Below are 24,897 nucleotides of genomic sequence, written 5' to 3' on the forward strand. Positions count from 1 at the left end.
GGGGCTCTTCTTCTGCCCTCCCCCTTGAGGGAGAAGGGAAGAATGCACCGCCGGCTGGCAAGAGCATCGGCCGGCGGCGCCAGGGGGAGATCAGAAGAAGCCGAGCTTTTTGGGCGAGTAGCTTACCAGCATGTTCTTGGTCTGCTGGTAGTGGTCGAGCATCATCTTGTGCGTCTCGCGCCCGATGCCGGACTGCTTGTAACCGCCGAAAGCCGCGTGGGCGGGATAGGCGTGGTAGCAATTGGTCCAGACGCGCCCGGCGTGGATGTTGCGGCCGAAGCGATAGGCGCGGTTGCCGTCGCGGGTCCAGATGCCGGCGCCCAGCCCGTAGAGGGTATCGTTGGCAATCTCGAGCGCTTCGTCCTCGTCCTTGAAAGTCGTGACCGAAACGACGGGACCGAAGATTTCCTCCTGGAAAATCCGCATCTTGTTATGGCCCTTGAAGACCGTCGGCTTGACGTAGTAGCCCTCGGCCAGATCGCCTTCGAGCATATTGCGCCCGCCGCCGGCCAGAACCTCGGCGCCTTCCTGCTTGCCGATGTCGATATAGGACAGGATCTTTTCGAGCTGCTCGGAGGACGCCTGCGCGCCGATCATGGTTGCGGGGTCGAGCGGGGAGCCCTGCACCACGGCCTCGACGCGTTTGAGCGCGCGTTCCATGAACCTCTCGTAGATCGACTCTTCGATGAGTGCGCGGGAGGGGCAGGTGCACACCTCGCCCTGGTTGAGGGCAAACATCACGAAGCCTTCGATGGCCTTGTCGAAGAAGTCGTCATCCTCGGCCAGCACATCCTTAAAGAAGATGTTGGGCGATTTGCCACCGAGTTCGAGCGTTACGGGGATGAGGTTCTGGCTGGCGTACTGCATGATCAGCCGGCCCGTTGTCGTTTCACCGGTAAACGCGATCTTGGCGATGCGATCGGAGGACGCCAGCGGCTTGCCCGCTTCGAGCCCGAAGCCATTGACGATGTTGAGGACGCCGTCGGGCAGAAGGTGCCCGATCAGTTCCATCAGCACGAGGATCGATGCCGGGGTCTGTTCGGCGGGTTTCAGAACCACGCAGTTGCCGGCGGCGAGCGCCGGGGCGAGCTTCCAGGTCGCCATCAGGATGGGGAAGTTCCAAGGGATGATCTGGCCGACCACGCCCAAGGGCTCGTGGTAGTGATAGGCGACGGTGTCGTGGTCGATCTCGCCGATCGAGCCTTCCTGCGCGCGGATGACGCCAGCGAAATAGCGGAAATGATCGATAGCGAGCGGCAGGTCGGCAGCGGTCGTTTCGCGGATCGGCTTGCCATTGTCCCAGGTCTCGCAGGTTGCGAGCAGGTCGAGATTGTCCTCCATGACATCGGCGATCCGGTTGAGGATCAGCGCGCGTTCGACCACGGAGGTCCGGCCCCAGGCGTCCTTGGCCTTGTGGGCGGCGTCGAGCGCCAGTTCGATGTCCTCCTTCTGGCTGCGTGCGACCTTGCAGATGACCTGTCCGGTGACCGGCGAGGTGTTGTCGAAGGTCTGACCGGCTACGGCGTCGACCCAGCGGCCACCGATATAGTTGCCGTATTTCTCCTTGAACGGGTTCTTGGCCTTGAGGCTCAGGAATTCGGGCTTGTTCATTTTCTCCTCCGGGTGCGCATCTGTTGCGATGCGGGTGATTTTGTTGCCCGGAGCGCATTGCAACGGCTGTGCCAGCAAATCGGCGCCGGAAGGAGCGGGTAGAACGAACGACTTACACGATTGAAAGAAAACGCTTTTCCCACCAACCCGCGCAATGTTCTGGACGCGGCGGGAAAAAGGGTGTCACACTTTGATTTCGGTCAATGAGGGATGGCGCAACACCTGTTGCAATATGCCACACTTTGTTGCCCGGGCGGCTCTATGGGAGGAGATCGCGATGCATACCGTGCCAAGCGAGGCCGACCTCGCGGCGGCCCGCAAGGTCTTCCTGAGCGACGGGACGCTGCCTGACGGTCTGGTGCCCGATACCATTCTGCGCTCCTGGCAGCGTTGCGCGGCGAGCGGGCTCGACATGACGACGCCCGGCGTGTTCGAACCGCTCGATCAGGCACATCTCAAGGAACTCTGGGAGCGCAACGAACGGCTGCGGCTTCTGAGCCGCCCCGAGCTCGCCACCTTGCGGACCGACGCCAAATCCACCGACAGCGTCGTTATCTTGACCGATGCGACCGGGCTTGTGCTCGACACCTCCGGCAGCCCCGACTTCGCCGCACAAGCGGCGCGGGTCGCGCTGCAGCCGGGAGTAGCGTGGACAGAGACCAACACCGGCACCAACGCCATCGGCACGGCCATCGTCGAGCGCCGTCCGGTGGAAGTTCTGGGCGCCGAGCATTTCTTCGAGCCGCACCAGATTCTGTCCTGCGCGGCCGCACCGATCATCGATCCCTATGGCCGGCTGGCGGGGATACTCGATATGTCGGGGCACGCGGCGGTGCACCATGTCCATGCGATGGGTCTCGTCCGCCTCGCGGCCGAGCAGATCGAGCACCGCTATTTCCGGCACGGGTTCGATCACTGCACGCTCGTGCGCTTCCACAAGGCAGGCGCATTCCTTGGCACTCCGAGAGAAGCCGTGCTGGCATTCGACGGCGACAGGCTGGTCGCGGCCAACCGCCGTGCGCTGGCGGCGCTGGGGCTCGACCGTTCGGCGTTCGCGGCCATGGCGATCGACGACATCTTCGAAGCGATCAATCGCGGCGGCGGCAAGCAGAAGCTCATGACTCACAGCGGTGACGCCTTCATTGCCAGTGTGCAGGTGCCGCGCAAGCCGCTCCGGCGCGCGGTGCCTCGCCCTGCCCCGGCGCGTGAACCCGCGCCGGTCTATGACCCCCCTACCCGTGCCGCGCTCGACAAGGCCATCAAGCTCGTCAACGCCGATATCCCACTGCTGGTCACGGGCGAGACGGGAACGGGCAAGGAGTTGTTCGCGCGGCAGGTGCACGCGGCCTGCATCCGTGCGCGAAAGCCCTTCGTCGCGATCAACTGCGCCGCCCTGCCCGAGGCGCTGATCGAATCCGAACTCTTCGGCTATGCCGAGGGCGCTTTCACCGGCGCGCGCCGGGCGGGCCGCGATGGACTCGTCCGGCAAGCCGATGGCGGCATCCTGTTTCTCGATGAGATCGGCGACATGCCGCTCGCGCTCCAAAGCCGGCTCTTGCGGGTCCTGCAGGACAAGGAAGTTATTCCGCTTGGCGGCGGCAAGGCTGCGAAGGTCGATTTCGCCGTCATCTGCGCCACACACCAGCCGCTCAAGGATCTGGTCGATGCGGGCCGGTTCCGGGCCGACCTTTATTTCCGTATCGCGCAATACGCCATCGCCCTGCCGCCCTTCCGCGAAGTGCGCGACAAGGCGCATGTGATCGGCACGCTCTGGCGGCAATTGAAGGGAGAAACCGGCGGACCAATCACCGACGACGCACTTGAGGCGTTGATCCGGTACACGTGGCCGGGCAATTTCCGGCAACTCGTCGGCACGCTGCGCGCCGGGGCGGCGCTCATCGAGGAGGGCGCCCCCCTCGACTGCACCGCCCTCCCCGCCGATATCTTCGCCCCCGCTCCGGCCGATCCCGGCAGCAGCCTCGACGCCATCACCGAAACCGCCATGCGGGCCGCACTCGCGGAGGCCGATGGCAACGTCTCGCGTGCGGCCCGGAAACTGGGCATCGACCGGTCCACCTTCTACCGCCGGGTCATCCGGAAGGACCGGCACTAACCGATCCGTGATCGCTTTAGCGTTGACGTTCAGGGGCGGACCCTATAACTGTTAAGATATCAAACTTTATGGTTATATAAAATGACAGAATCCGAACGCCTCGACGCCACATTCATCGCCCTTGCCGATCCCACGCGCCGCGCGATCCTCGCGCGGCTGACCGAGGGCGAAAGAACCGTGATGGAGCTTGCCGAACCTTTCGACATGAGTCAGCCTGCCATCTCCAAGCACCTCAAGATGCTCGAGCGTGCCGGGCTCATTTCGCGCAGCCGCGACGCACAGCGCAGGCCCTGCAAGATTGAAGGTGCCGCACTCAAGGAGGCAACCGACTGGCTGGAGAATTACCGCAAGGTCTGGGAAGCAAATTTTTCCCGTCTCGACGACCTGCTGGACGATCTCAAGGCCAAGCGCAAGAGGGAGCAGCATTAATGACCGGGCACCGTCTCGCGGTCACCGCGCCGAGTGAAACCGAGATTCGGGTCGAGCGCGACTTCGACGCGCCGGTTGATCTCGTATTCGACTGCTACACCAAGCCCGAATACGTGGCCCGGTGGGCGACGGGACCCGAAGGCTGGTCGTTCTCCAAATGCGAGATCGACCTCAGCGTGGGCGGCAAATACCGCTACGAATGGACCGGCCCCGACGATGCTTTTCTCGGGCTGACGGGCGAATTCCACGAGATCGAAAAGCCCAACCAACTGGTGAGCACCGAGGTTTTCGACGACGAGGAGGCCATGGGCGCCATGCTCGTGACGATCCAGTTCTCGGCGCTCGTCAACAAGACCAAGATGACCCAAACCATCCTCTTCGAATCCCGCGCCGCCCGCGACGCCGCGGCCGCCTCCGGCATGACCGAGGGCATGGGGATGAGCCTGGATGCCCTCGACAGGCTGCTCGCCGAGCTGCAATAGCCATGACGGCAGAGACCTTCACCGCCGATGCGTTCAAGGCGCGGATGGAGGCGCTGCAATCGGACGCCGAGCGGGAAAAATACAACCGCTACTTCAAAATGGGTGAAGGCGACTATGGCGAGGGCGACATCTTTATGGGCGTGCGCATGGGGCACGTCTTCGACCTCGCCAAGGCATTCGTTTTGATGGATCCCAGCGAGATCGAAACCCTGCTCGAAAGCGACATCCACGAGCACCGGGCCGGTGCCGTCTCCATCATGGCCAAGCAGTATAAGCGCAAGACCACCTCGCCCGAACGCCGCGAGGAACTGTACCAGCTCTACCTGCGACGGCACGACCGGATCAACAATTGGGATCTGGTCGATCTCGGTGCGTGGCACATCATCGGCCCCCACCTCATCGACGGCCCCCGCGATCTGCTCTACCGGCTGGCGCAATCAAAGAGCATATGGGAGCGCCGCACGGCGATCCTCGCCACTTACGCCTTCATCAAACGCGGCGAATATGCCGACACGCTGGCGATTGCCGACACTCTCCTTAACGACCCCGAAGACCTCATCCACAAGGCCGTCGGCTGGATGCTCCGTTGCATTCCACAAAACGACCCCGCGCTCATCGCCTTCCTCGATGCCCACGCCGCAACTATGCCCCGCACCATGCTCCGCGCGGCACTCGAGAAGTTCGATAAGGGCCGGCGCGCGCATTATATGGCGCTGGGGAAGCAATAAGGAAAACGGCGTGGCGCCCCTCGCGCCACGCCGCCTCAGCGCCCCCTTTTTGCGTCCCCGGCTTACCAGCCGAAGGCGAACCCGACACCCGACTGGCCGTTGCCGGTCTGGTTGACGTGGGCTTCGGTGCCCTTGCCGAACTGGAACAGACCGTAGGAATTGCCGTGGCCGTGCTGCTGCAGCGTCCCGTTGTGGCCGTTGCCTTCCTGGTGCACGACGCCGTAATTGCCCGCGCCGTTTTGCAGAAGGCCGGCGATATTGTTCGCGCCGTTCTGGGTGATGCCCGAGCCTTCGATCTCCGAGAAGATCGAATAGATTGCAAGGCCGGCATTGATGGCTTCGGCCTCTTCGGAATTGGCGGCGTTGATGCCGATCGAGATCTGGCCGCCGGCCTGCGCGGGCTCGGTTAGCGCGGCAGCGCCGAGAGTGACGGCGAAGATGGTGGCGATAGCGGTCTTGTAAGCCGTGTTGGTCATGGTCCTCGTCCTTTGTCCTTGTGCGTTGCGTCCCGGTCCTCAAAAACCGATGACCCCACACTGGCAGGGCGCGGCTGAACTCACCTCGAAGGGGGCGTTTATCTGACATTAAGGTTGGCTGACCGTACCCTTGCCAAATGGCATAAATTTACATATATTGTGCCAAACGAGGTTTTCGCCATGCTTGTCGAAATCGCCAAGACATCATCGGTTCCCAGTGCGGACCGGATCACGGACGAAGAAAGCGCTGCGCTTGCGCGGGCGGTGGTCAATCTCTTCGCCCGGTGGAACCTTTCGGACGGTGAGGCGCGGGAGATTCTCGGCGGACTGCCGGCGCGGACCTATGCGCGCTGGAAAGCCGGTGAGATCGGACGGATAGACCGGGATCTCGCGACGCGGCTGTCGCTGCTGATGGGTATCCACAAGGGGTTGCGCATCATGTTCACCGAGCCCGAGCGCGGCTATCGCTGGATCAAGGCGCCCAATACCGTATTCGGCGGTAAGACGCCCGCCGAGATCATGGCAGCGGGCGATATCTTCTCGCTCGCGCGCGTCCGGGATTATTTGGACGCCGAGCGCGGCGGATGGTGAGTTTCGCGGACGTCCCCGTCGCGCGGGTGAACTGGCCGCAAGCCTACCGCATCATCCGCTCGGTCCATCCGCCCATCGACCTTTTCGAGGACATTGCCGACCCCCGCGACTGGGAGGCGCTCGCTTCAGCCGAGTCCAAAACCAATCCGCGCTTGCGCGAGCAAATGGGCGCGCTGGCGCTGGTGCCGCCCGAACGCCGGGTGAGCGGGCCTGGCGCCTCTTACCTCATGGCGCCGTTCGTCCATGTCAGCCGGGATAGGCCCGGCCGATTTACCGATGGCAGCTATGGCGTCTATAGCGCGGGAAACAGCGAAGAGGTCGCGCTGCGCGAGGTTGCGTACCACCATGGCCGCGCGATGGCGGCGAGTGCGGAAGAGTCGGGCTGGACATCGCAATTCCGGGTTCTCGTCAACAGCCTCGATGTAAGCCTGCACGACGTGCGGGGGCTCGCCTCCTATCATAAGCCGGATGACTACGCTGCGTCTCAAAAGCTCGGCAAGGCTCTACGCGGCGCAGGGAGCAATGGTGTGGTCTATGACAGCGTGCGGTGCCCGGGTGGCGAATGTGCGGGGATTTTCTGGCCCGATCTCATCCCCATCCCCGTCCAGGGCGATCACTTCGATTTCCATTGGGATGGGGATCGCGTGGATCAGGTGCACAACCGCCGGACAGGGCAGCTTTTCGCGTTGTAGGGCCTGCCATCAAAAAGACCTTCCATACGGCGTGTACGGAAGGTCTTTCGTCAGAGGCGCCCGGAAGCGAGATGGTCACTTGGCGCCGATGCGGCTGCTGCATTCGAAAACCTCGCCTTCGATCTCGATCACCAGCCGGGCGTCGTAAACTGCACCCGAGCCACCGAGGTTCACCCTGCCGAGCACGGCGGTATCCTCCGCCTCAACAACGAAGCCGCCGCCCTGGGAGATGGTGGAGGAATTGGCTCCGCCGACGCTCTGGACGGTGAAGCGGTACGTGCCCTGAAAGTCTTTTTCGGCATGAAGCAGGCCTTCAAGCGCAATCATCGATCCGCTCTGGGTGGCGGCGATATCGCAATGGGCCGAGCCAGCCGCGTTGGATGCGGAGCTGTTGGCATAGCCCGCGCCGCCAAGCGCGACCAGTGCGGTGAGCGCCGCGCCGGCGGCCAGAGCCTGCATCCCGAACGATTTATCCTTGCCAAACATTGTCAATTTCCTTTCTCACCGGGTTGGACCCGGGAGAGGCGAACCTCTCCCGATCAGAGCGTGTCCAGAAAAAGCATGTCCTCGGACGGGATCCGGGGATGGTTTCCACTTTTTCGGTTCGGACACGCGACAAAACAGGAACTTGAGGGTGCCGGGCTGAATGCAATTCAGCGCGGCACGCTCCAGTATTGGGCCATGTCCCGATCAGGGGCAGGTCTGGACGAAGGCGGCGACGTTGCCCGAGCCCGTCTGGTCGACCTCGGCGGAGCAGCCATTGCCGACCTGCACGCCAGCAGCCACGTTGCCATTGCCGTCCTGGGTGAGGATCGACGTGTGGTGACTACCGAACTGGGCGACGCCTGCGGCATTGCCGTTGCCGTTCTGCCAGATATCGGAGGCGTTGTGGTGGCCATCCTGGCCGGTGGCGGCCACGTTACCGTTGCCGAACTGCTGGGAGACGGAGTCATTGCCCCAGCCGTTCTGGAAGACGCCGATGGCGTTGCCGTTGCCCGCCTGGTTGCCGCCGGCGGCGTTCGCCCAGCCCCATTGGTTGATGTGGATGCTGCTGGCCATGGCCGGAACCGAGGCGAAGCCGACGATGGCGGCGATGGCGGTCGAGATAATCAGTTTGCGCGACATGTTCTCTCTCCTGATCCTGTGGCGGTTTATCCGCCTGTGCTGCGTTGAACAGGATCAGGAGTAACGGGGTGCACCGGAACCGGCGCTGAAGCGCATGTTCAGAAAGCGTTCATGCGGGAAAAACAGTACAGAAATGATCGGACGGGCTAGGAGCGGACCCCTTCGCTCAAATCCGGGCCTATCCGCGCCCGCGATAAGGCGGCACGCCCTGATCGGGGAGCCATACCCCTTCGGGTGGTGTGCCGGTTTGCCAGAAGACATCGATGGGAATACCGCCGCGCGGATACCAGTAGCCGCCTACGCGCAGCCAATGGGGTTTGATCGCCTCGACGATCCGTTTGCCGATATCGACCGTGCAGCCCTCGTGGAACGCGCCGTGGTTGCGGAACGATCCCAGAAAGAGCTTTAGCGATTTGGATTCGACCAGATGCTGGTCGGCCACATAGTCGATGACGATATGCGCGAAGTCCGGCTGGCCGGTCACCGGGCACAGCGAGGTAAACTCGGGACAGACGAACCGGGTCACATAGAGCGTATCGGGGTGTGGGTTGGGCACCGGATCGAGCACCGCCTCTTCCGGCGAATTGGGTGCCTCGGTGTGCTTGCCCAGTTGCAGCGAGCCGCTATCGATATCCGCCATGGCCGTATCCTTTGGATGGATCCAGTGCCTTGCCTCACCTTCAATGCGGGTTCAACCCGCCATTCAAGGTGAGGATAACAAGGCCACGTCAAAGACAATCTAGGCGCGGTTTATCGACTCGCGGCGGTCGCGGCAAGCGGTCAGGCGACCAGGTCGGGCGCTGCGGCGCTTTTGCGCGGCAGGGGATAGGCCGGGTTTGCATAGAGGGCGCGGATCGCGTTGCCCGAATGCCCTTCGGTGCCCACGATAAGCAGCGCGCCGCGCAGGCTCACGGGCGCAGCCTCTTCCACCGCGAAGCGGATGGCCGCGGCTGCGGTCTTGAACGTCTTTGCCCCCAGTGAGAGGGCGGTGGTCCGGTCGCTGCCGAGATAAAGGCGCGCACGGGCGGTATAGTCGAAATTCGTCATTTTCGTTTTCTTCTCTTTTGCCGGACATTTCGCGCCCGGCCATCGGCTTTTCATTTCGGCTCCGCTGCCACGCTGCGACCGGCATCGATGCCGATGCGCCTGCGCGGACGCCGTTTCTCTGTGAGGTGGATTTGAAATCCCGACCGTTATGGCCTTCGCCAATCTGGGGTGCGCGCGCTTCTCTGCGCCGCAACGCGGGATCACTGCGATTTGCTCCACCAATTTAGGGAGTGAGTCTAGCAGTTACAAGCCACGTCAATATGACAGTGGCCTGTCAGTCCGCTGCTTCGAGCGATTTAGTGATGCGAGCGAGCATGTCGAGATAGGCCGCGCGCTCGTCCTCGCTCAGCTGCGATAGCGCAGCTGCGTTGATATCGCGAACGGCCTGTTGCACCTCACGCGCCTTTTCGCGGGCCACTGGCGTCAGCGCAATCAGCGCCGAGCGGCGGTCGGCGGGATCGGGCCGGCGTTCGAGTAGGCCATCGCGCTCCATGCGCTTGAGCGTCGCCGCCATTGTCGGCTGCTCGATGGCCGCAATTTCGGCGAGCGCCTTCTGGGTCAGCGCCGAGCCGTCACCCAGCGCGAAGAAGACCGGCATATAACCGCTCGAAACGCCAATCGACTTGAGGCGCCTGTCGACGACGCGGGCAAACAGGCGAGCGGCCCAGTTGGTCATATATCCGGCGGAGGCGCGGCGATCGAATATCATATTACATAGCTTGCTATATAACTACATTGCATGCTATATAAGCAGCATTCGGCAATACAGACAAGAAGGCGATTATGTCGACAAGAAGTACGGCCAACCGCTATGGAACCGTAGCGATCACAATCCATTGGGTGACTGCGGTCGCGGTCCTGGGCATCCTGATTTCCGGCTTCCAGGCGGCAGGCATTGAGAATGAAGCGAACAAGCGGGCCCTGCTCGCTATCCACGCCGGGATGGGGGCATCGATCGTCCTGCTGACGGTTCTGCGCATCGCGTGGTGGCGGTTCGGAGATTCGAAGCCGGCCTCCGCACCGGCGCCGAAATGGCAGCAGATGGCGGCAAGCGCCATGCATGTTCTGCTCTACGTCATCATTCTGGGTATGGGCGCGAGCGGAATCGGCATGCTTGTGCTTTCCGGCGCCGGTGCCGTCCTTTTCCTGGGCGTCCAAGACCCCCTGCCCGATTTTTGGGACTATCTCCCGCGCATTCCGCACGGGATCGGCGCACGCCTCCTGATCGCGCTGGCGCTCGTGCACATCGGCGCGGCGCTCTATCACCAGTTCGCCATGAAAGATGGCCTGATGGCGCGCATGGGGCTAGGCACGGAAAAACGGCGCTGACGGAACCGCCAGCGCCGCGCGGGTTACCGTTGGTCCGATGCCGGGTTACGCCGCCGCGTGCAGCTTGCTGTGCGCCGGTTTCCCGGCGTTCTCCTCCACGAGGCTGCGGTGCAGCGCAATCACGGCCCTGTCGAAATCGTCCTCCTCGACGATCACCTGTAGATCGACTTTGCGGATCATGTCGGTCATGCCCATCGGCTCGATGCCTGCGTCCGCGAGCACTCCGATGGCGCGCGCAAGCGTGGAGGCTCCACGCAGATCGCGCCCGATGGCCGAAACCATCGCGACCTTCCTCAAGCTGATCGTTGCGGTCGGGAACGCCTTGGCAAGGTCACCCTCGACCCGCCGGATCGCCTTCATCGAGCCCTTCAGGAAGTGCGTGATCGTATTGGCATTCGAAGACTTGGAGATGATCCAGACCTTGTGCCGGGTCAGCGCCTCGAGGATTTCGGCATCGTAACCTTTCACGCCGACCATGTCCTGATCGTAGAATTCGAGCGCGAAGACGCCCTTCAACCCGGTAACGATCTCGGCGCCCGGCGTTCTGGCCTCAAGGTCCGAGCGGATCACGGTGCCGGGATGTTCCGGCTCGAAGGCGTTCTTCACCCGCAGCGGAATACCCGATTGGCGCAGGCTTTTTGCCGCGCGCGGATGGATCGCTTCCATCCCCATGTTCGAGAGCTGGTCAGCGACGTCGTAATTGGTCTCGCCGATCACCCGCACGCGGTCTTCGCCCACAAGCTTGGGATCCGCGGAGGAAAGATGGAATTCCTTATGGATAATCGCCTCGGCAGCGCCGGTCACGACCGCAACGCGGGACAATGTGACTTCGCTATAGCCGCGATCGTATGTCTTCATCAGCACTTCGGCGCACTGGGCATAGCCGGTAACGATGGGCATCTCGGTGGCAAAATCGACGCCCTCGAAAGCGTTCTCGATCTGCGTGTCGAGCTTGTGCTCACCATCCTGCCGCCAGCCGGTCAGGTCCACCATGCGGGCATTCACGCCGCGCTCCTTCAAGAGCAGCACGGTGTTGTAAGCCGAATGCGCCTCGCCGAGCGAGGAGAGCATTTCGCGTACGGTCAAAAGATGCTGCTCGAGCTGAAAATGGCCGAACGAACACAGCCGCGACAGGTCGATAAGGCATGACCGCACACCTTCCACGCGCTCGCGGATGAACTTGTCGGCCATCTCCCGGGTCGAGGCGTCCGAGAAGATCTCGGCGTTCTTGTCGAGCATCTTCTTGCACACATCCGAAAGCGCATCGCCCCAGCTCCAGCCGCTTTCGGCGGAGGAAAAGAGCGAATAGACACCCGGCTCACCGGATTTCTTGTGCTCGAGCAGGGCGTCGGTCATCCCGCCATAGGCCGAAACCACGAACACGCGGTTGTAGAGCGCATCGCCCTTGCGGTCCCCGATAAGGACCGTATCGAGCAGCTCATGGCTGCGGGACATCGATGTGCCGCCAATCTTTTCGACGGTATGGGGGTGCTTACTCAATTCTGCCTCCCGCCGGCCGCTATGGGCCCGGCGTTGCTTGTGTTCGGATGAGGACGAAGGCCCCATATGGCCCCTCTCCCGCAGGGGGAGAGGGGAAGGGAGCTTCCCGCCTAGGCGATCTCTCCGCTCTCAATCGTGATCGGGCCTTTGGGCTCGCGCTCGGACAAGAACGCCGGGCGCGGCGCCTTGGCTGCGAACGGGTGCGTTACTTTGTTCGACCAGGCGTTGTAGACGAAGAACGCGTTCGAGCGCGGGAACGGGGTAATATTGCCGTTCGAACCGTGGATCGTGTTACATTCGAAAAGGATCACGGTACCGGCCTTGCCGGAGGCGTATTCTATGCCGAACGTTTCGGCCATCTTTTTGAGCGCCTCGTGGCTCGGCACGCCAATCTCCTGTTTCTTGAGCGAGGATTTGTAGTTGTCCCCGGGCGTCTCGCCTGCGCAGGCGATGAAGTGCTTGTGCGAACCGGGCATCAGCATCAGCGGACCGTTAAGCGCATCGTTGTCGGTCAGAAGGATCGACGCTGAAATCGCCCGCATGCGCGGCATGCCGTCCTCGGCGTGCCAGGTTTCGAAGTCCGAGTGCCAGTAGAATTCCTTGCCGGTGAACCCTGGCTTATAGTTCAGCCGACTCTGGTGGAGATAGATATCCTCATCGAGCAGAAACTTGACCTTTCCGGCAATACGCTCATCGCGCGCCAGCCGGTCGAAGACGGCACTCTCGGTGTCGAGCCGGAAGACGGTCCGAACCGCGTCGGAGTCCGGCTCGGTGATCACGTTTTCACTCGAAAGATCTGCCTCGCCGGACCGCAGGCGCGCGGACTCGGCCTTGAGTTTTTCGATCTCGGCTTCGGAGAACAGGTCCTTCAGGATCAGGAAACCGTTCTTCTCGAAGCTTTCGGTTTCGGCGCGCGTCAACGGCGCCTCGGGAGACCATTTGCCCCAGAATACGGGGTCCTGGCGCTCCATCCAGGATTCTTCGGGTAGCCGGGTCGGGTATGCGTCCCCAGTGTTATGAACGGCAGAGAGTGTCATAGCAGTAATTCCCTTCTCTTTTGTTCTAGGTTGACTTGGGCGGGTACGAACCCGTCCCGTGAGACTGCCCCTAGCGCCCCGCAGGATGCGGCGCGACTTGGCCTTGCGCGAGGCACTATGCCCCGCGCAAGAGATTCAGGCGCTCTGCGCCAGTTCCGCGGCAGGTGCGTACGAGCCGTCCTCGCGATGCACCTCGGTGCCCGTAACGGGCGGATTGAAGCAGCACGCCATCACCATTTCGCTGCGCGCGGTGAGGCGGTGCTTGTCGTTCTTGTCGAGCGCGTACATGACCCCGGGCTTGATCTGGTAAACCGTGCCGGTTGCGAGATCCTCGATTTCACCGTCGCCCGAGACACAATAAACGCTCTCGAAATGGTGCTTGTAGTGGAACACGTGGGTCGTGTTCTCGTGGATCCGGGTGATGTGGAACGAGAAGCCCATATTGTCCCCGGCGAGCAGCAGGCGGGTCGAATCCCAGCCATTGGAATGGATCAGCCGCTCGCCCTGCCGAGCCTCGTCGAGATCACGTACGATCATTTTTCTTCCTCTTGTTCTTTATTCGGCCGCCGCACGCGGCGCGTTCTTGGCCATCACCGCCTCGAAGGCGTCCTCGATGATGTCGAGGCCCTTGTCGAACTGGGCCATATCGATGGTCAACGGGCAGAGCACCTTGACCACCTCGTCCTCGCCACCCGACGTCTCGATGATCAGGCCCTTTTCGAAGCACTTGGCGCAAATCTCGGACGCCGCTTCGCCGTCGTCGGTGTTGATGCCCAGCATCATGCCGCGCCCGCGCAGCGACAGGTAATACCGCTCCGCAATAGCACCGAGACGTTTCCTAAGGTGCGCGGCCTTCTCCTTGACGGATTTGGAGAACGCTTCGTCCTTCCAGAATTTCTCGAGCGCCACACGTGCCGTCACGAAGGCATGGTTGTTGCCCCGGAACGTGCCGTTGTGCTCGGCGGGCTTCCAGATGTCGTGCTCGGGCTTGATCAGCGTCAGCGCGAAGGGCAGGCCCATGCCCGAAAGCGACTTGGCCTGGGTGATGATGTCCGGATCGAGCCCGTAGTCCTCGAACGAGAAGAACGTGCCCGTCCGGCCGATCCCGGCCTGGATATCGTCGAGGATGAAGAGCGCGCCGTGCTTTCTGGCGATCTTTTCAATTTTCCTGAGCCACTCGCCGGACGCGGCGTTCAGCCCACCCTCGCCCTGCACAGGCTCAACGAGGATCGCCGCAGGCGCATCGATGCCGCCGGAGGGATCGTCGAGCATCTGCTCGAGCATATCGGCGGTATCGACGTTGTCGCCGAAATAGCCGTCGAAAGGCGCGCGATAGACATCGTTGAGCGGCACACCGCCACCATTGCGCTTACCGGCATTGCCCGTCGCGGCGAGCGCGCCAAGGGTCATGCCGTGGAAGCCGTTGGTGAACGCGATGACATTGGTCCGCCCGGTCACCTTGCGCGCGAGTTTTAACGCAGCCTCGACCGCGTTGGCACCGGTCGGACCGGTGAACATGAGCTTATAGTCCATGCCGCGCGGCTTGAGGATGATCTCTTCATACGCTTCGAGGAACTTCTCCTTGGCGTCGGTGAACATGTCGAGCCCGTGGGCGATCCCATCGGACGTGACGTAATCGACCAGCGCAGCTTGCATGTCCGGGTCGTTATGACCGTAATTCAAGGAGGAACAGCCGGCGAGGAAATCGATATATTCCCTGCCGTCTTCCCCGAAGATCGTCGCGCCCTTGGCTTTGTTGAAGAGCTTGGGAAAGCTGCGCGAATACGAACGCACCTGGCTTTCCACGCGATCGAAGGTCGAATGGTCGGTCGTGGTCATTGCATCGTCTCCTTTGGGGACGGCGTTGAGATATTTATGCCGGGCCGGCGATCAGGCTGCGGAGCGCACCGGGAGCGCCTCGCGCTCGAACGGGCCGATGGTCACGAGAAACTCGGTGTCGTGCAGGCCGGCGAAGTGGTCGTCGCGCGTAAAGTGCGGCTTGCGGCTCAATTCGGTTTCGAGCGTTTCCGCGATCGAGCCGAAGAGCGCCCAGGACGCCTTGTTGTCGCTGGTGATCGTCGATTTCACATGCGTGACATTCCCGCATACCTTACGGGCGAGCACTGCCGCGATCAGGCGCTTGGCAAGCCCCTTGCCACGGGCCTTCGCGTCGACGCAAACCTGCCAGACGAAATAAGCTTCGGGATCTTCGGGCGGGATATAGCCCGACACCCAGCCAACGATCTCCCCATCCATTTCCGCAACCGCGCATGTCGAGGCGAAATGAGTGCACTGCAGGAGGTTGCAGTACATGGAGTTGTCGTCGAGCTTTGCGGTGTTTTTGATCAGCTGCCAGACGTCCGAGCCATCTTCGCGCCGGGGCGTCCGAATCGAAATCTTCTGGTCCGCCTTGCCCTTTATGGGCGTGATCGCCGTGAGTTGCATATTCATGCCTCCGCTCGTTTCGGGCATTTAGTTAGCTCATTCAAACTAAATGTCAACCGCGCAAAGGCCGTCAACCGCCGCCGATTATAGCCAAACTACCGCGATAATTGCCGTTTTCCGGATCAGAAAATTATTTCCGACTCAGAATAATCCATCCTCCCTTGCGTCAAGAGTGGAATGCTTTATTTTCTATATACAAACTAATTTTCTCTCGATAAATGCGTGAGCCGCTTGGGTTGCGCGGAAGGGATCGATTAAGATGGACGCGCGAAACCGCCATCGGACCAACGCCTTGGAAAACCGCACGAAAACAGCCCTGTCGGCGATGCGCAAAATCCTGCGCAAAACCGAGCTTAATTCCAAAGCACTCATGCGCGAGACGGGCCTCACGCCGTCCCAGCTCGTGTTCATGCAGCTGCTCGAGGACGGCAATGAGCAGACGGCCGGCAGTGTTGCCGGCCGCATGGGCATCACCCAGGCGACAGCGACGGCGCTCATTCAGAAGCTCGAAGCGCAAGGCCTGGTTGTCCGCCGCAAGGGCGAAACGGACCGGCGTCAGGTCTGGCTCTCGCTCACCCCAGCGGGCCGCGAGGTGCTCGCGATTGCGCCGGATGGTGTGCACGCGCGTTTCCATGAGCAGTTCACCGCGCTCGAGGAATGGGAACAGCTCATGCTGATCGCCGCGCTGGAACGCGTTGCGAGCCTCCTGGGCCAGGACGACATGGACGCAGCGGCGGTGCTCGACGCCAGCGCTACCATCGCGCCGAAGATGGTGGCGGAGACCGAGGCGCAGTAGGACCAACCGGGATTTTGTGTATCCTGCCCTCTTGCAATTCGGACATTTTTGTCCGATATTGAGACTGAACGCGCGGATGGGGGCAGCGTGGACAAACGAGACCGCTTTATAGCGGAGATCAGGAAAGAGGCTAAGGCGCAAGGCCTTGCCTTTTCGATCCGCAAAGGCAGAGGCAAGGGCGGTCATGCAATGCTCTATGTGGGCACACGGTTCTCTACCCTGCCGTCGCGGGAAATAGATCCCAAGACTGCGCGAAGAATTAGAAAGGCCCTGGGCCTGGACTAGGCGCTCTGCCGTTCGAACGGGAGTATACCATGCGCACTTATGCTTATCCGGCGATGTTCGAGCCGAGCGAGGATTCGGACGCCATCTTGGTTACGTTTGCCGATTTCCCGGAGGCGATCTCCGAGGGAGACGACGAGGTCGAAGCACGCACCAACGCGGCGGATGCTCTGGGCATCGTCATGCTCGAATATCTGCGCATAGGCCGAACTCTGCCGACACCTTCGGCAGGCGCGCTGCTTATCGCGCCGGAACCGGATGTCGCCGCCAAGATAGCCCTGCTCGAAGCGTTCAAAGCATCGGATATTTCCCGCAGCGAGTTGGCGCGACGATTGAACTGGGACGAAAAGGCGGTAAGGCGGGCGCTTGATCCTTTTCATGCCACTAAGCTTCCCCACCTGTCTGCCGCACTGAATGCGCTTGGTCGACGCCTCATTGTCTCGGTGGAAGCGGCGTAAGCTAGGCCGAGCCTACCGACAACCGGTGCCGGGGGGGGCCTCGTCACAGAATGGCAGAAACCGCCGGTGTGAACACGGCGCCGATGCGCGCCTCGGCACCTTGCCCATCGCCAAAATCGGGCACCTTGTATTCAGCGATGCTCCGCAGCGCCGACGCCGGTAAATCCACCCGCATCGGATCGCCGATCAGCACCTTGATCCCCGCTGCAGCGCACCGGTCTGCAAAAGGCAGCATGCGCCGGGCAACGTCAGCGTCGTAAAAGACGTCGCCCATCAGAACCACGTCAACCTCGGGCAGCGGAGCGCCAAGAAGGTCACCGGCGAAAAGCTCGAGACAAACGCCGTTGGCCTCGGCATTGAGCTCCGCGGCAGCGATGGCGTTGGGGTCGATATCCACAGCCAGAGCGCGCCGCGCGCCCGCTTGCGCAGCGGCAACGGCAACGACCCCTGAACCGGTGCCCAGGTCGAGCACCGACAATCCCGCAACGCTCTGGGGATGATCCCGAATGTACCGCACCAGCACCAATCCACCGCCCCAGGCATAGGCCCAATACGGCGGCAAATCGCCCGAGATGCGGGATAACCCGGTTCCCGGGTGGGCCCGATAAAGGCTGATCCCCTCCAGCCCCGGTACCTGCTCAAGGCGCATCCGTTCCCGGATGAACTGCCGCAGCGGTGCGGACGCGTCCGCCGCTGCACTCAATCGGCCGGCTCCCAATGCGGCCAGTCGGCGATGTGGCTTTCCCAATCCTCGGTATTGGCATCGGCCTCCGCGACCGTCCGGCTGCGCACCGAGACGCCCGCTTTATGCACCGTCTCGGGATCGCCCGAAACCAGCGGATGCCACCAGGCGAGCCCCCTGCCCTCGGCCAGCCGGCGGTAGGCGCAGCTTTTGGGGATCCATGGGATTTCGGTGACCTTGTCGGGAGTCAGCTTGATACAGTCGGGCACCTTGGCCTGGCGATTGGGATAATCGGTGCACCGACAGGTGTCGCCGTCGAGCAGCGAACAACGGACATCGGAGGTGTAGATTTCACCCGTATCCTCGTCCTCGAGCTTCAACAGGCAGCACTTGCCGCACCCGTCGCAGAGCGCTTCCCATTCCTCTTGGTTCATGGCCGCGAGCGGCTTTTCATCCCACCAGGACATATCCAGCCTACAGTTCATCTGGGCATAAACCCAAAGCACATAGAAGTGTTGTGACCTAAACCCTTTGCTGGCAATAAGATAGGTATAATTACCGAGAGAACCACCCGCGCGGCCCGGAGCGCATTTTTCGTGAAAGACCCATTCTATCAAAAGCAGAAGCGTGCCAAGAGCAAGACGCGCCTCCTCGAGGCCGATGCCTGGCTCGATTCCGCGCTTTACGATGGGTTCAAATCGGCCGGGCGCACATACATCAAAATCCAGGACTTCTTTTCGCTCTTCGCGGTTCGCGGGATCAAGCGGTTTTTCGTTGAGATCGCCTCGGATGCCATGAGCTTTGCGGCCATCGGCGCGGTTCTGATGACCGCGCTGGCGCTCTCGGCGATGGACGCAACGGCTTCAGGCGAATTCAATCGTGCCGAAGACTATTCGGTCGTTTTTCTCGATCGCTATGGCAACGAGATCGGCCGCCGCGGCATCCGCGCCGACGATTCCGTGGCGCTTTCGGCCATCCCCGACTACATGATCGAAGCCACGCTCGCGACCGAGGACCGGCGCTTTTACAATCACCTTGGGATCGACGTCTGGGGTACGCTGCGCGCGCTTGTGTCCAATGTGGAGGGCGACTCCAGCCTCCAAGGCGGCTCCTCGATCACTCAGCAGCTCGCCAAGAACCTGTTCCTGACCAATGAGCGGACGCTCGAGCGCAAGATCAAGGAATTGTTCCTCGCCTTCTGGCTCGAGGCCAATTTCTCCAAGGACGAGATTTTGAAGCTCTATTTCGACCGGTCTTACATGGGCGGCGGCGCATTCGGCGTCGTGGCGGCGGCGGACTTCTATTTCGGCAAGCGTATCCAGGATATCACGCTCGCCGAAGCGGCCATGCTCGCGGGGCTTTTCAAGGCCCCCACGCGCTATGCACCTCATGTCGATCTCGCGGCGGCGCGCGGGCGGGCCAATGTGGTTTTGTCCAACCTCGTCGATGCCGACTTCATGACCGAAGGCCAGGTCACCGGCGCACGGCGCCGGCCCGCCGAGCCGATCGTGCGCAACGATATCGCCGAAGCACCCAATTATTTCCTCGACTGGGCGTTCCTCGAAACCAAACAGCTCGTCGGCGACAGCGATGAAATCGGCTTCATCGTCCGCACCACCATCGATCCCGAGCTTCAGGACTATGCCGAGGACGCCATACAGACCGTTCTGCGCGAGGAGGGCGATGCATTCAACGTCTCCCAGGGTGCGCTCGTGGCCATGGATCATGACGGCGCCGTGCGGGCGATGGTCGGCGGCGTCGACTATGGGGCCAGCCAGTATAACCGCGCCACCAATCCGACCCGCCAGCCGGGCTCGTCCTTCAAACCCTTCGTCTATGCGACGGTATTCGAGATGACAGATTACACGCCACGCTCGACGATTACCGACGCCCCCGTCTGCATCGGCAATTGGTGTCCTCAGAACTACGGGCGCTCCTATCGCGGCACCACATCGATCCGCGCCGCCGTCGCCGCCTCGATCAATACCGTGCCGGTCCGGCTTTCGATCCAGACGGGCCGCGAACCCATCGCGGATATGGCGCATCGGCTGGGTATCCAGAACGATTTCCCTATCACCCGTTCGCTCGCGCTGGGCGTGGCGTCCGTGAGCGTCCTCGATATGGCGTCGTCATACGCCGTTTTCGCCAATGGCGGTTGCCGTGCGACAGGCTATGCCGTGACCCGCATCACGACCCTAAGCGGCGATCTCGTCTACGACGCACCTGAGAATACCGGTTGCGACCGGCTCTTGAGCGATGAGGTCGTGCTTTCGATGAACGACGTGCTGCACGCGGTCAACTATGGCGGCACCGGCGGGCGGGCTGTCGTCGAAGGTGTGCCCTCGGCAGGCAAGACCGGTACGACGACATCGTACCGCGATGCCTGGTATATCGGCTATACGGGCAATTACGTCGCTGCCATTTGGTACGGGAACGACAATTACGAGCCGACCAATAATCTCACGGGCGGGCGCCTGCCCGCGCAGACCTGGCACAATTTCATGGACAACGCCCACCGCGGCATCGAGGTGCTGCCGCTCTACGGCGTCGAAATGGAGCCTCGCCCGCTGATCATCGCCGAGGGCGAGGACGCGCCCGGACAGGCGGAAGAGGAGGCGCCTCCCCCCACGCTCACCGAGGCGGCAGCCGTCAAACTCCTTGATCTCTCTGAGAAAATGCGTCAGGCACAGACCGGCGCGGGATCCGGTTCACTCGATCAGGCTGCCGTGCCGATCCCTGGCAGCTCCGAGAGTTTGTGATCCTTGCGGTTCATCGTCTCCCTTATCGTCATGCTTGCGGTCGCACTCGGCGTGGGATTTGGCACAAGCTATTACGCGCTTACCGACGGGCGCCTGTTCGGTGCAATCCGTATCGGCCCATGGGCCGGTTGGTCGGAGATCGGCACCGAAAACCCCGACCCCTATTCCCGCGCCTATCTCGCGCGTACGGGGCTTTTGCAACTGGGCAAATCCGAAGGTATCCGGTTCGTCGCGCGCACGGACAGCGAGGGGGACCCGCTCGAGCGTGACTGCAACTATGCCATGACCGGCAATACGCCTGGCGCAACGTTCTGGACCTTGCTTGCCATCGCCGAGGACGGCGCGACCATCGCCGCTTCGCCAGCGCTGAGCTATTTTCATTCCGAGCGGATCGTCTATGATCCCGACGGCACCGTCACGCTGCATTTCGGTCCTGAAATGATGCCGGGCAATTGGCTGCCGACGGATGGCGATGGCCGCTTCGCGTTCGTTATGACACTCTACGATGCCGCCGGACTGGCGGGCGGGGGGGCGTCCGTAAGCACCTTGCCGGCCATCGAGAAGGTGTCCTGTTCATGACGCGCCTGATTGTGTGGATATTCGGCGGGCTCCTCTTGGGCGGGCTCATCCACGTCGTCGTGATCCTCACCCTGCCCAACCTCGCGACCCGTGACGTTTGGAGCCAGATCGCAGCGCTCAATACGCACGAGAACATGACGGCAATCGCCGCGCCCGAACCCGGAGAAGCCAATCCGCTCGGCCTCGATCCAGCGCTTTTGTATGGCATCTGCCAACTGGACCTCGATGAGGGCCCGGGCGTCGTCAACGGCACGCTGCCGCTGAGTTTCTGGTCCGTCGCGGTGTTCGACCGGCAAGGGCAAATCGTCTATTCGACGACCAATCGCTCCGGTTCGGGCACCGGTCGCGCGCTCGACATGGGCATATTCAACCCTGCGCAGATGCGGCTTCTGGCCGAGCAGCGTTTCGAGATCGAGGAGGGCCTGCTGATCGTCGAGGCGCCGTCCGACGACGTGATGGTCGTCATCCGTCTGGCCCCGGCCCACGCCGCTATGCGGGCACGGTATCGCGACATGCTCAACGACTTGCGGTGCCTTACTATCCGGTAACAAGCAAGGTGCGCTCTACTTCCTGATACAGGGAAACCGGGTGAAGGATATGGGCCTGTTTGGTCCCCCCTACGACATTCACACGTCGCCATTTGAGACTGCGGGACTTGAACGGGGCACGGTTCCCCTTCTCCCCTTGAGGGAGAAGGTGGCCGCGAAGCGGTCGGATGAGGGGTGCCTGCAGCGTTGCGAACAGCACAGAGTCTATGCGTTTTCGCAGGCGCGCACCCCTCATCCGACCCTCGCTTCGCGAGGCCCACCTTCTCCCTCAAGGGGAGAAGGGGAACCGTGCGTATGGTAAGGATTGGGTCTCAAACGGAAATGTGTGAATCCTGTAGGGTGATGACGGGGTGGCCGGAATCGGAACAAGGCGTTTCCGTCCTTCACCCGACGGCCCTACTTCCTGATATCAGGCTCCGATACCATCGTTGCATACCGCGACGGAACACCGCCATCCTTGCTCACAAACCCACCCGGATTGACCGCACAGAAATCCCCCGCTTGTGCCCGACGGACAAAGATTTCCATCTGCGCCAACAATGTATCGACAGTGCGGGCTTCGGGGTCCGGGGTTTCGACGAGCAGCCGCTCAAGCGCCGTCGAATAGGAATCGAAGCGATAGTCGAGCGCGCGGGTGAACCAGGCGATGCGCTGGTCGTTCTCCCACTTGCGCGCGGCCACCTCGGCCCGCGCATCGGGCGCGGCCAGCGTGACATTGGCCACGGCGATGGCGCGCTGGCGGTCGATCTCGATCACCGCGCAGATCGACTGGAACGTTGCCGGCAACGTCGCGATATCGAGCGTGATATCGTTGGCCACCGTACGGTAGCGAACTGCCGAGGACGCATATTCGGTCGTGCGCAGGTCGTGGTAATACCTGTCCGCCGAAAACTGCGTGTCGGTGGCTCCCGAAATCCGCGTGCGCTGCAGCTCCACCGCCGTATCGTAGAACCAGTCACGGGTATGTGGGGCGACGAGGAAGCGCCAGACGCGGTTGTGCATCTCGCGTTCCTGATCGGTCAGGTTGAAATCGGACACCGGTTCACCCCGGGCGGACGCCAGTCCATCGCCGATTTCAGGCATAATGTCGTCATGGAGCACGCTCGGCCGCGCACGGCCGAAATCGCCGACAGGCCGGGCACAGGCAGCAAGGTCAAAAGCAATCACCAGTGCGGCCAGTGCGCACCCCAACCTGCCTAACTGCAATTCTTAGCCCTTGCGTCTTTGACGGCGCGCGGGGGTCTTGCCCCCCACGCCTTGTCCCCTGTCATAGCGGATGCCGGTAAAAAGGAGCACTTTTGCCGGCTCCCGCCGGACCGATTGCGCGAGGATGGGCCGCGCGGTTCGGGGACTGAATTTGATCAGCATACCCATTGTAGCCTCTTCTTTTAGAGCCTGACCGGATGCCGGATGCCCCCTATCCGACCGGCAAATCACCGCCGCGATCCCGTACTGGCACAAGGCATTAAGAGTTCATCAAGGTTAACAGTCCGCTAACGAATTATACTTAATGCTGGGGTATTCATCCTAGAGTCGCGATATCGAGTCGGCCCATATGATCGGCTTCCAGCCATACGAAACGTTCCAGTTGCTCATCGAGACCGGTGGTGTCGAGCGCGCCAATACGCTGCTCGTCGCAGCCTGTGACGCCTTCGCGCGACGGCCCAGGCCGATGAGTGCGGAGGTCGCACAGTTCGAGACGCTGGCCGCCCGGCTGTTCCCCACCGCCATGCCCTCTGCCCGTGCCAAGGCTGCCGGCATTCTCGCGAGCGCTCCAGGCCTGACGCCGAACCTCGAAACCCTGGTTTTCGAAAACCTTGGCACCGGACTGATCCCGCACATCCAGAAGGCGGAAACGATTTCCGAGGACGTGCTGATGCGCCTGATCGACAAGCGCGAAATTGATGTCATTGCCGCGATAGCAAGCCGGCCGGACCTGTCCAACGCCGTCCTGGCCAAGCTTTTCCCCATCAACAGCCGTAAGGTCTATCGTGCGCTCGCAGCGAACACGGCGCTCGCGCCGCGTGGCGCCTACCTCAAGGCGCTGGCGCGTTCGGCGCAGATGGACCAGGAGGTTGCCGCGACGCTCTGCCGGCGCGACGATTTCGACGCGGCGCTTCTGAGCGAGGCCTTCTTCGATCTGCCCGAGGACGGACGGCTCGCGGTTATCGGGGCCTATGCGCATCGCCGCCTGCCCCAGGCACCGATGATGGCGACATTCGAGCACATCTCGGTGGCGACCGAGGAGTTCACCGGCGCGCTGATGAAGCTCTTTTCCCAAAACCAGCGCCCCAGGATCACGCGGCTCCTTGCGCAGATCACGGGGCTGGACGACGTCCGCTGCGGCCAGATTGCGCACGATGTCAGCGGCGCGGCGTTGTTCGTGGTTCTGCGCGCCTTCGGGTGCACGGCCCATGACGGGCTCAAGGTGCTGATCCACGCCACCAGCCATGACGAAGACCGCTCGCAGCACCTTGCACGTTTCGCGCGCCTTTTCGAGGACGTGCCGCCAGCGGCGATGGTCTATATGCTCAGCGCCTGGCGCGGCGACGTCAATCCGTTCGAGCTTACCAAGTCCGACTATGCCCCGTTCGTACAGCCCAGCCGTCGCACTGCAGAACGCCCTGCGGCCCAGCCGCGTTCGGGCGGCGTCGGCGACCGCGCACTCGAAACGCTGGACAAGCTGCGGTCGCTTCGGGCGAGCTAACTGTTAACAACCTCCAAGCCCGGATCGCCATTACGCAAATCCAGGGCGATGACCCAAAGGTCAGGATCGAAATCAACTTCGCGCGCGATCCGCTCCCGGATCGTCAGCGGTTCGACCTTGTCGTAGCGAAGCTGGAACGTTCTTTCGAGGCCATCGCTCGTGGCGCTCGGCGCGGGCACGAAGAGCGAACTCGTGCCATTAAGATGATCCACCTCGACCCAGATCTGCCCGGCAACAGGATCCCCACGCCGCGCGATGACGCACATGCGGCCCAGATCGTTATGCCGCCGCACAAAGGCGGCGCACCAGATGTCGCTGCGCAGACGCTGCATCAGGGCCTGTCATCAATTATGGATAGGGGTTTGACGGGCCATATTCGGAGGGAGTTTCGTGGACGGTTCGGGCGGAAGGCTTGCCGCCTTTGGGCCTGACCGTTCGCGAAAATCACCCGAATATGGTCCGCCCGGAGGGTTTTGCATAA

General features: G+C 62.1%; 30 protein-coding genes. 13 read left to right on the forward strand and 17 right to left on the reverse strand.

The genetic code is table 11. The features are described 5' to 3' along the window. Window positions 1-90: 90 nt before the first annotated feature. Window positions 91-1,611 (reverse strand): aldehyde dehydrogenase, encoded by a 1,521-nt coding sequence (gene adh / locus LG281_RS06380; RefSeq protein ID WP_404405487.1) that lies wholly within the window; start codon window positions 1,609-1,611, stop codon window positions 91-93. A gap of 277 nt (window positions 1,612-1,888) precedes the next feature. Here adh and LG281_RS06385 point away from each other — a divergent pair, with 277 nt between their 5' ends. From LG281_RS06385 to LG281_RS06400, 4 genes are all read left to right on the forward strand, one after another. Continuing rightward, window positions 1,889-3,724, forward strand: coding sequence for a sigma-54-dependent Fis family transcriptional regulator (locus tag LG281_RS06385; protein ID WP_404405489.1), 1,836 nt, complete (start codon window positions 1,889-1,891; stop codon window positions 3,722-3,724). A gap of 81 nt (window positions 3,725-3,805) precedes the next feature. Next, window positions 3,806-4,153 carry an ArsR/SmtB family transcription factor gene (locus tag LG281_RS06390; protein ID WP_404405491.1) on the forward strand — a complete coding sequence of 116 codons (348 nt, stop codon included), beginning with the start codon at window positions 3,806-3,808 and terminating at the stop codon, window positions 4,151-4,153. Next, window positions 4,153-4,635: an SRPBCC domain-containing protein gene (locus LG281_RS06395; RefSeq protein ID WP_404405493.1), complete on the forward strand. Its 483-nt coding sequence runs from the start codon at window positions 4,153-4,155 to the stop codon at window positions 4,633-4,635. Before LG281_RS06390 ends, LG281_RS06395 begins: the two co-directional genes overlap by 1 nt. A 2-nt stretch (window positions 4,636-4,637) precedes the next feature. Then, window positions 4,638-5,363, forward strand: coding sequence for a DNA alkylation repair protein (locus LG281_RS06400; RefSeq protein ID WP_404405495.1), 726 nt, complete (start codon window positions 4,638-4,640; stop codon window positions 5,361-5,363). Window positions 5,364-5,425: 62 nt separating this feature from the next. Here the strand turns inward: LG281_RS06400 and LG281_RS06405 are convergent, their stop codons facing one another. Continuing rightward, window positions 5,426-5,839 (reverse strand): curlin, encoded by a 414-nt coding sequence (locus tag LG281_RS06405; RefSeq protein WP_404405497.1) that lies wholly within the window; start codon window positions 5,837-5,839, stop codon window positions 5,426-5,428. Between the two features lie 180 nt (window positions 5,840-6,019). Here LG281_RS06405 and LG281_RS06410 point away from each other — a divergent pair, with 180 nt between their 5' ends. Continuing rightward, complete coding sequence (locus tag LG281_RS06410; protein ID WP_404405499.1) at window positions 6,020-6,430, forward strand: antitoxin Xre-like helix-turn-helix domain-containing protein; 411 nt, start codon at window positions 6,020-6,022, stop codon at window positions 6,428-6,430. Beyond that, the gene (locus tag LG281_RS06415; protein WP_404405501.1) at window positions 6,424-7,122 is read left to right on the forward strand and encodes an RES family NAD+ phosphorylase; all 699 of its coding nucleotides are present in this window, start codon (window positions 6,424-6,426) and stop codon (window positions 7,120-7,122) included. Before LG281_RS06410 ends, LG281_RS06415 begins: the two co-directional genes overlap by 7 nt. A gap of 75 nt (window positions 7,123-7,197) precedes the next feature. Here the strand turns inward: LG281_RS06415 and csgH are convergent, their stop codons facing one another. From csgH to LG281_RS06440, 5 genes are all read right to left on the reverse strand, one after another. After that, window positions 7,198-7,608 carry a curli-like amyloid fiber formation chaperone CsgH gene (csgH, locus tag LG281_RS06420; RefSeq protein ID WP_404405503.1) on the reverse strand — a complete coding sequence of 137 codons (411 nt, stop codon included), beginning with the start codon at window positions 7,606-7,608 and terminating at the stop codon, window positions 7,198-7,200. A gap of 204 nt (window positions 7,609-7,812) precedes the next feature. Next, window positions 7,813-8,247, reverse strand: coding sequence for a curlin (locus LG281_RS06425; protein WP_404405505.1), 435 nt, complete (start codon window positions 8,245-8,247; stop codon window positions 7,813-7,815). A gap of 178 nt (window positions 8,248-8,425) precedes the next feature. Then, a complete protein-coding gene (gene queF, locus LG281_RS06430) occupies window positions 8,426-8,887 on the reverse strand; it encodes a preQ(1) synthase (protein ID WP_404405507.1) in 462 nt (153 codons plus the stop codon). 140 nt (window positions 8,888-9,027) lie between these two features. Next, window positions 9,028-9,294 carry a hypothetical protein gene (locus LG281_RS06435; RefSeq protein WP_404405509.1) on the reverse strand — a complete coding sequence of 89 codons (267 nt, stop codon included), beginning with the start codon at window positions 9,292-9,294 and terminating at the stop codon, window positions 9,028-9,030. A gap of 274 nt (window positions 9,295-9,568) precedes the next feature. Further along, window positions 9,569-10,003 (reverse strand): MarR family winged helix-turn-helix transcriptional regulator, encoded by a 435-nt coding sequence (locus LG281_RS06440; RefSeq protein WP_404405511.1) that lies wholly within the window; start codon window positions 10,001-10,003, stop codon window positions 9,569-9,571. A 74-nt stretch (window positions 10,004-10,077) separates the two neighbouring features. On the opposite strand from LG281_RS06440, the gene LG281_RS06445 reads away from it, so the two are divergent. Continuing rightward, complete coding sequence (locus LG281_RS06445; protein WP_404405513.1) at window positions 10,078-10,623, forward strand: cytochrome b; 546 nt, start codon at window positions 10,078-10,080, stop codon at window positions 10,621-10,623. A gap of 45 nt (window positions 10,624-10,668) precedes the next feature. Here the strand turns inward: LG281_RS06445 and LG281_RS06450 are convergent, their stop codons facing one another. The 5 genes from LG281_RS06450 to ectA form a co-directional block, all read right to left on the reverse strand. Beyond that, window positions 10,669-12,123, reverse strand: coding sequence for an aspartate kinase (locus LG281_RS06450; protein WP_404405515.1), 1,455 nt, complete (start codon window positions 12,121-12,123; stop codon window positions 10,669-10,671). 110 nt (window positions 12,124-12,233) lie between these two features. Continuing rightward, complete coding sequence (thpD, locus tag LG281_RS06455; RefSeq protein WP_404405517.1) at window positions 12,234-13,160, reverse strand: ectoine hydroxylase; 927 nt, start codon at window positions 13,158-13,160, stop codon at window positions 12,234-12,236. Between the two features lie 135 nt (window positions 13,161-13,295). Continuing rightward, window positions 13,296-13,697 carry an ectoine synthase gene (locus LG281_RS06460; RefSeq protein WP_404405519.1) on the reverse strand — a complete coding sequence of 134 codons (402 nt, stop codon included), beginning with the start codon at window positions 13,695-13,697 and terminating at the stop codon, window positions 13,296-13,298. 18 nt (window positions 13,698-13,715) lie between these two features. Continuing rightward, on the reverse strand, window positions 13,716-14,999 hold the full coding sequence (gene ectB, locus LG281_RS06465) for a diaminobutyrate--2-oxoglutarate transaminase (RefSeq protein WP_404405521.1): 1,284 nt from the start codon (window positions 14,997-14,999) through the stop codon (window positions 13,716-13,718). A gap of 51 nt (window positions 15,000-15,050) precedes the next feature. Beyond that, the gene (gene ectA / locus LG281_RS06470) at window positions 15,051-15,611 is read right to left on the reverse strand and encodes a diaminobutyrate acetyltransferase (protein WP_404405523.1); all 561 of its coding nucleotides are present in this window, start codon (window positions 15,609-15,611) and stop codon (window positions 15,051-15,053) included. 253 nt (window positions 15,612-15,864) lie between these two features. Between ectA and LG281_RS06475 the strand changes: the two genes are divergently transcribed. Further along, window positions 15,865-16,401 carry a MarR family winged helix-turn-helix transcriptional regulator gene (locus tag LG281_RS06475; RefSeq protein WP_404405525.1) on the forward strand — a complete coding sequence of 179 codons (537 nt, stop codon included), beginning with the start codon at window positions 15,865-15,867 and terminating at the stop codon, window positions 16,399-16,401. Window positions 16,402-16,715: 314 nt separating this feature from the next. After that, window positions 16,716-17,141, forward strand: a complete 426-nt coding sequence (locus LG281_RS06480; RefSeq protein WP_404405527.1) for a type II toxin-antitoxin system HicB family antitoxin — start codon at window positions 16,716-16,718, stop codon at window positions 17,139-17,141. A 43-nt stretch (window positions 17,142-17,184) separates the two neighbouring features. On the opposite strand, the gene LG281_RS06485 is transcribed toward LG281_RS06480, so the two are convergent. Both LG281_RS06485 and LG281_RS06490 read right to left on the reverse strand, forming a co-directional pair. After that, window positions 17,185-17,844, reverse strand: a complete 660-nt coding sequence (locus tag LG281_RS06485; RefSeq protein WP_404405529.1) for a class I SAM-dependent methyltransferase — start codon at window positions 17,842-17,844, stop codon at window positions 17,185-17,187. Next, window positions 17,841-18,308, reverse strand: coding sequence for a YcgN family cysteine cluster protein (locus LG281_RS06490; RefSeq protein ID WP_404405531.1), 468 nt, complete (start codon window positions 18,306-18,308; stop codon window positions 17,841-17,843). The genes LG281_RS06485 and LG281_RS06490 overlap by 4 nt, the downstream gene beginning before the upstream one ends. 111 nt (window positions 18,309-18,419) lie before the next feature. On the opposite strand from LG281_RS06490, the gene LG281_RS06495 reads away from it, so the two are divergent. The 3 genes from LG281_RS06495 to LG281_RS06505 are packed head-to-tail and all read left to right on the forward strand — an operon-like array spanning window position 18,420 to window position 21,709. Beyond that, a complete protein-coding gene (locus LG281_RS06495; protein WP_404405533.1) occupies window positions 18,420-20,582 on the forward strand; it encodes a transglycosylase domain-containing protein in 2,163 nt (720 codons plus the stop codon). 3 nt (window positions 20,583-20,585) lie between these two features. After that, complete coding sequence (locus tag LG281_RS06500; RefSeq protein WP_404405535.1) at window positions 20,586-21,161, forward strand: DUF1214 domain-containing protein; 576 nt, start codon at window positions 20,586-20,588, stop codon at window positions 21,159-21,161. Then, complete coding sequence (locus tag LG281_RS06505; RefSeq protein WP_404405537.1) at window positions 21,158-21,709, forward strand: DUF1254 domain-containing protein; 552 nt, start codon at window positions 21,158-21,160, stop codon at window positions 21,707-21,709. Before LG281_RS06500 ends, LG281_RS06505 begins: the two co-directional genes overlap by 4 nt. A gap of 396 nt (window positions 21,710-22,105) precedes the next feature. Here the strand turns inward: LG281_RS06505 and LG281_RS06510 are convergent, their stop codons facing one another. After that, window positions 22,106-22,876, reverse strand: coding sequence for a hypothetical protein (locus LG281_RS06510; protein ID WP_404405539.1), 771 nt, complete (start codon window positions 22,874-22,876; stop codon window positions 22,106-22,108). 42 nt (window positions 22,877-22,918) lie between these two features. Beyond that, a complete protein-coding gene (locus tag LG281_RS06515; RefSeq protein ID WP_404405541.1) occupies window positions 22,919-23,083 on the reverse strand; it encodes a hypothetical protein in 165 nt (54 codons plus the stop codon). Between the two features lie 181 nt (window positions 23,084-23,264). On the opposite strand from LG281_RS06515, the gene LG281_RS06520 reads away from it, so the two are divergent. Further along, window positions 23,265-24,416, forward strand: coding sequence for a DUF2336 domain-containing protein (locus LG281_RS06520; RefSeq protein ID WP_404405543.1), 1,152 nt, complete (start codon window positions 23,265-23,267; stop codon window positions 24,414-24,416). Here LG281_RS06520 and LG281_RS06525 read toward each other — a convergent pair. Beyond that, on the reverse strand, window positions 24,413-24,748 hold the full coding sequence (locus LG281_RS06525; RefSeq protein WP_404405545.1) for a DUF1491 family protein: 336 nt from the start codon (window positions 24,746-24,748) through the stop codon (window positions 24,413-24,415). The two genes, LG281_RS06520 and LG281_RS06525, sit on opposite strands and share 4 nt — an antisense overlap. Window positions 24,749-24,897 lie beyond the last annotated feature (149 nt).

The organism is Pelagibacterium halotolerans, from assembly GCF_044811015.1.
GTDB lineage: Bacteria > Pseudomonadota > Alphaproteobacteria > Rhizobiales > Devosiaceae > Pelagibacterium > Pelagibacterium halotolerans_A.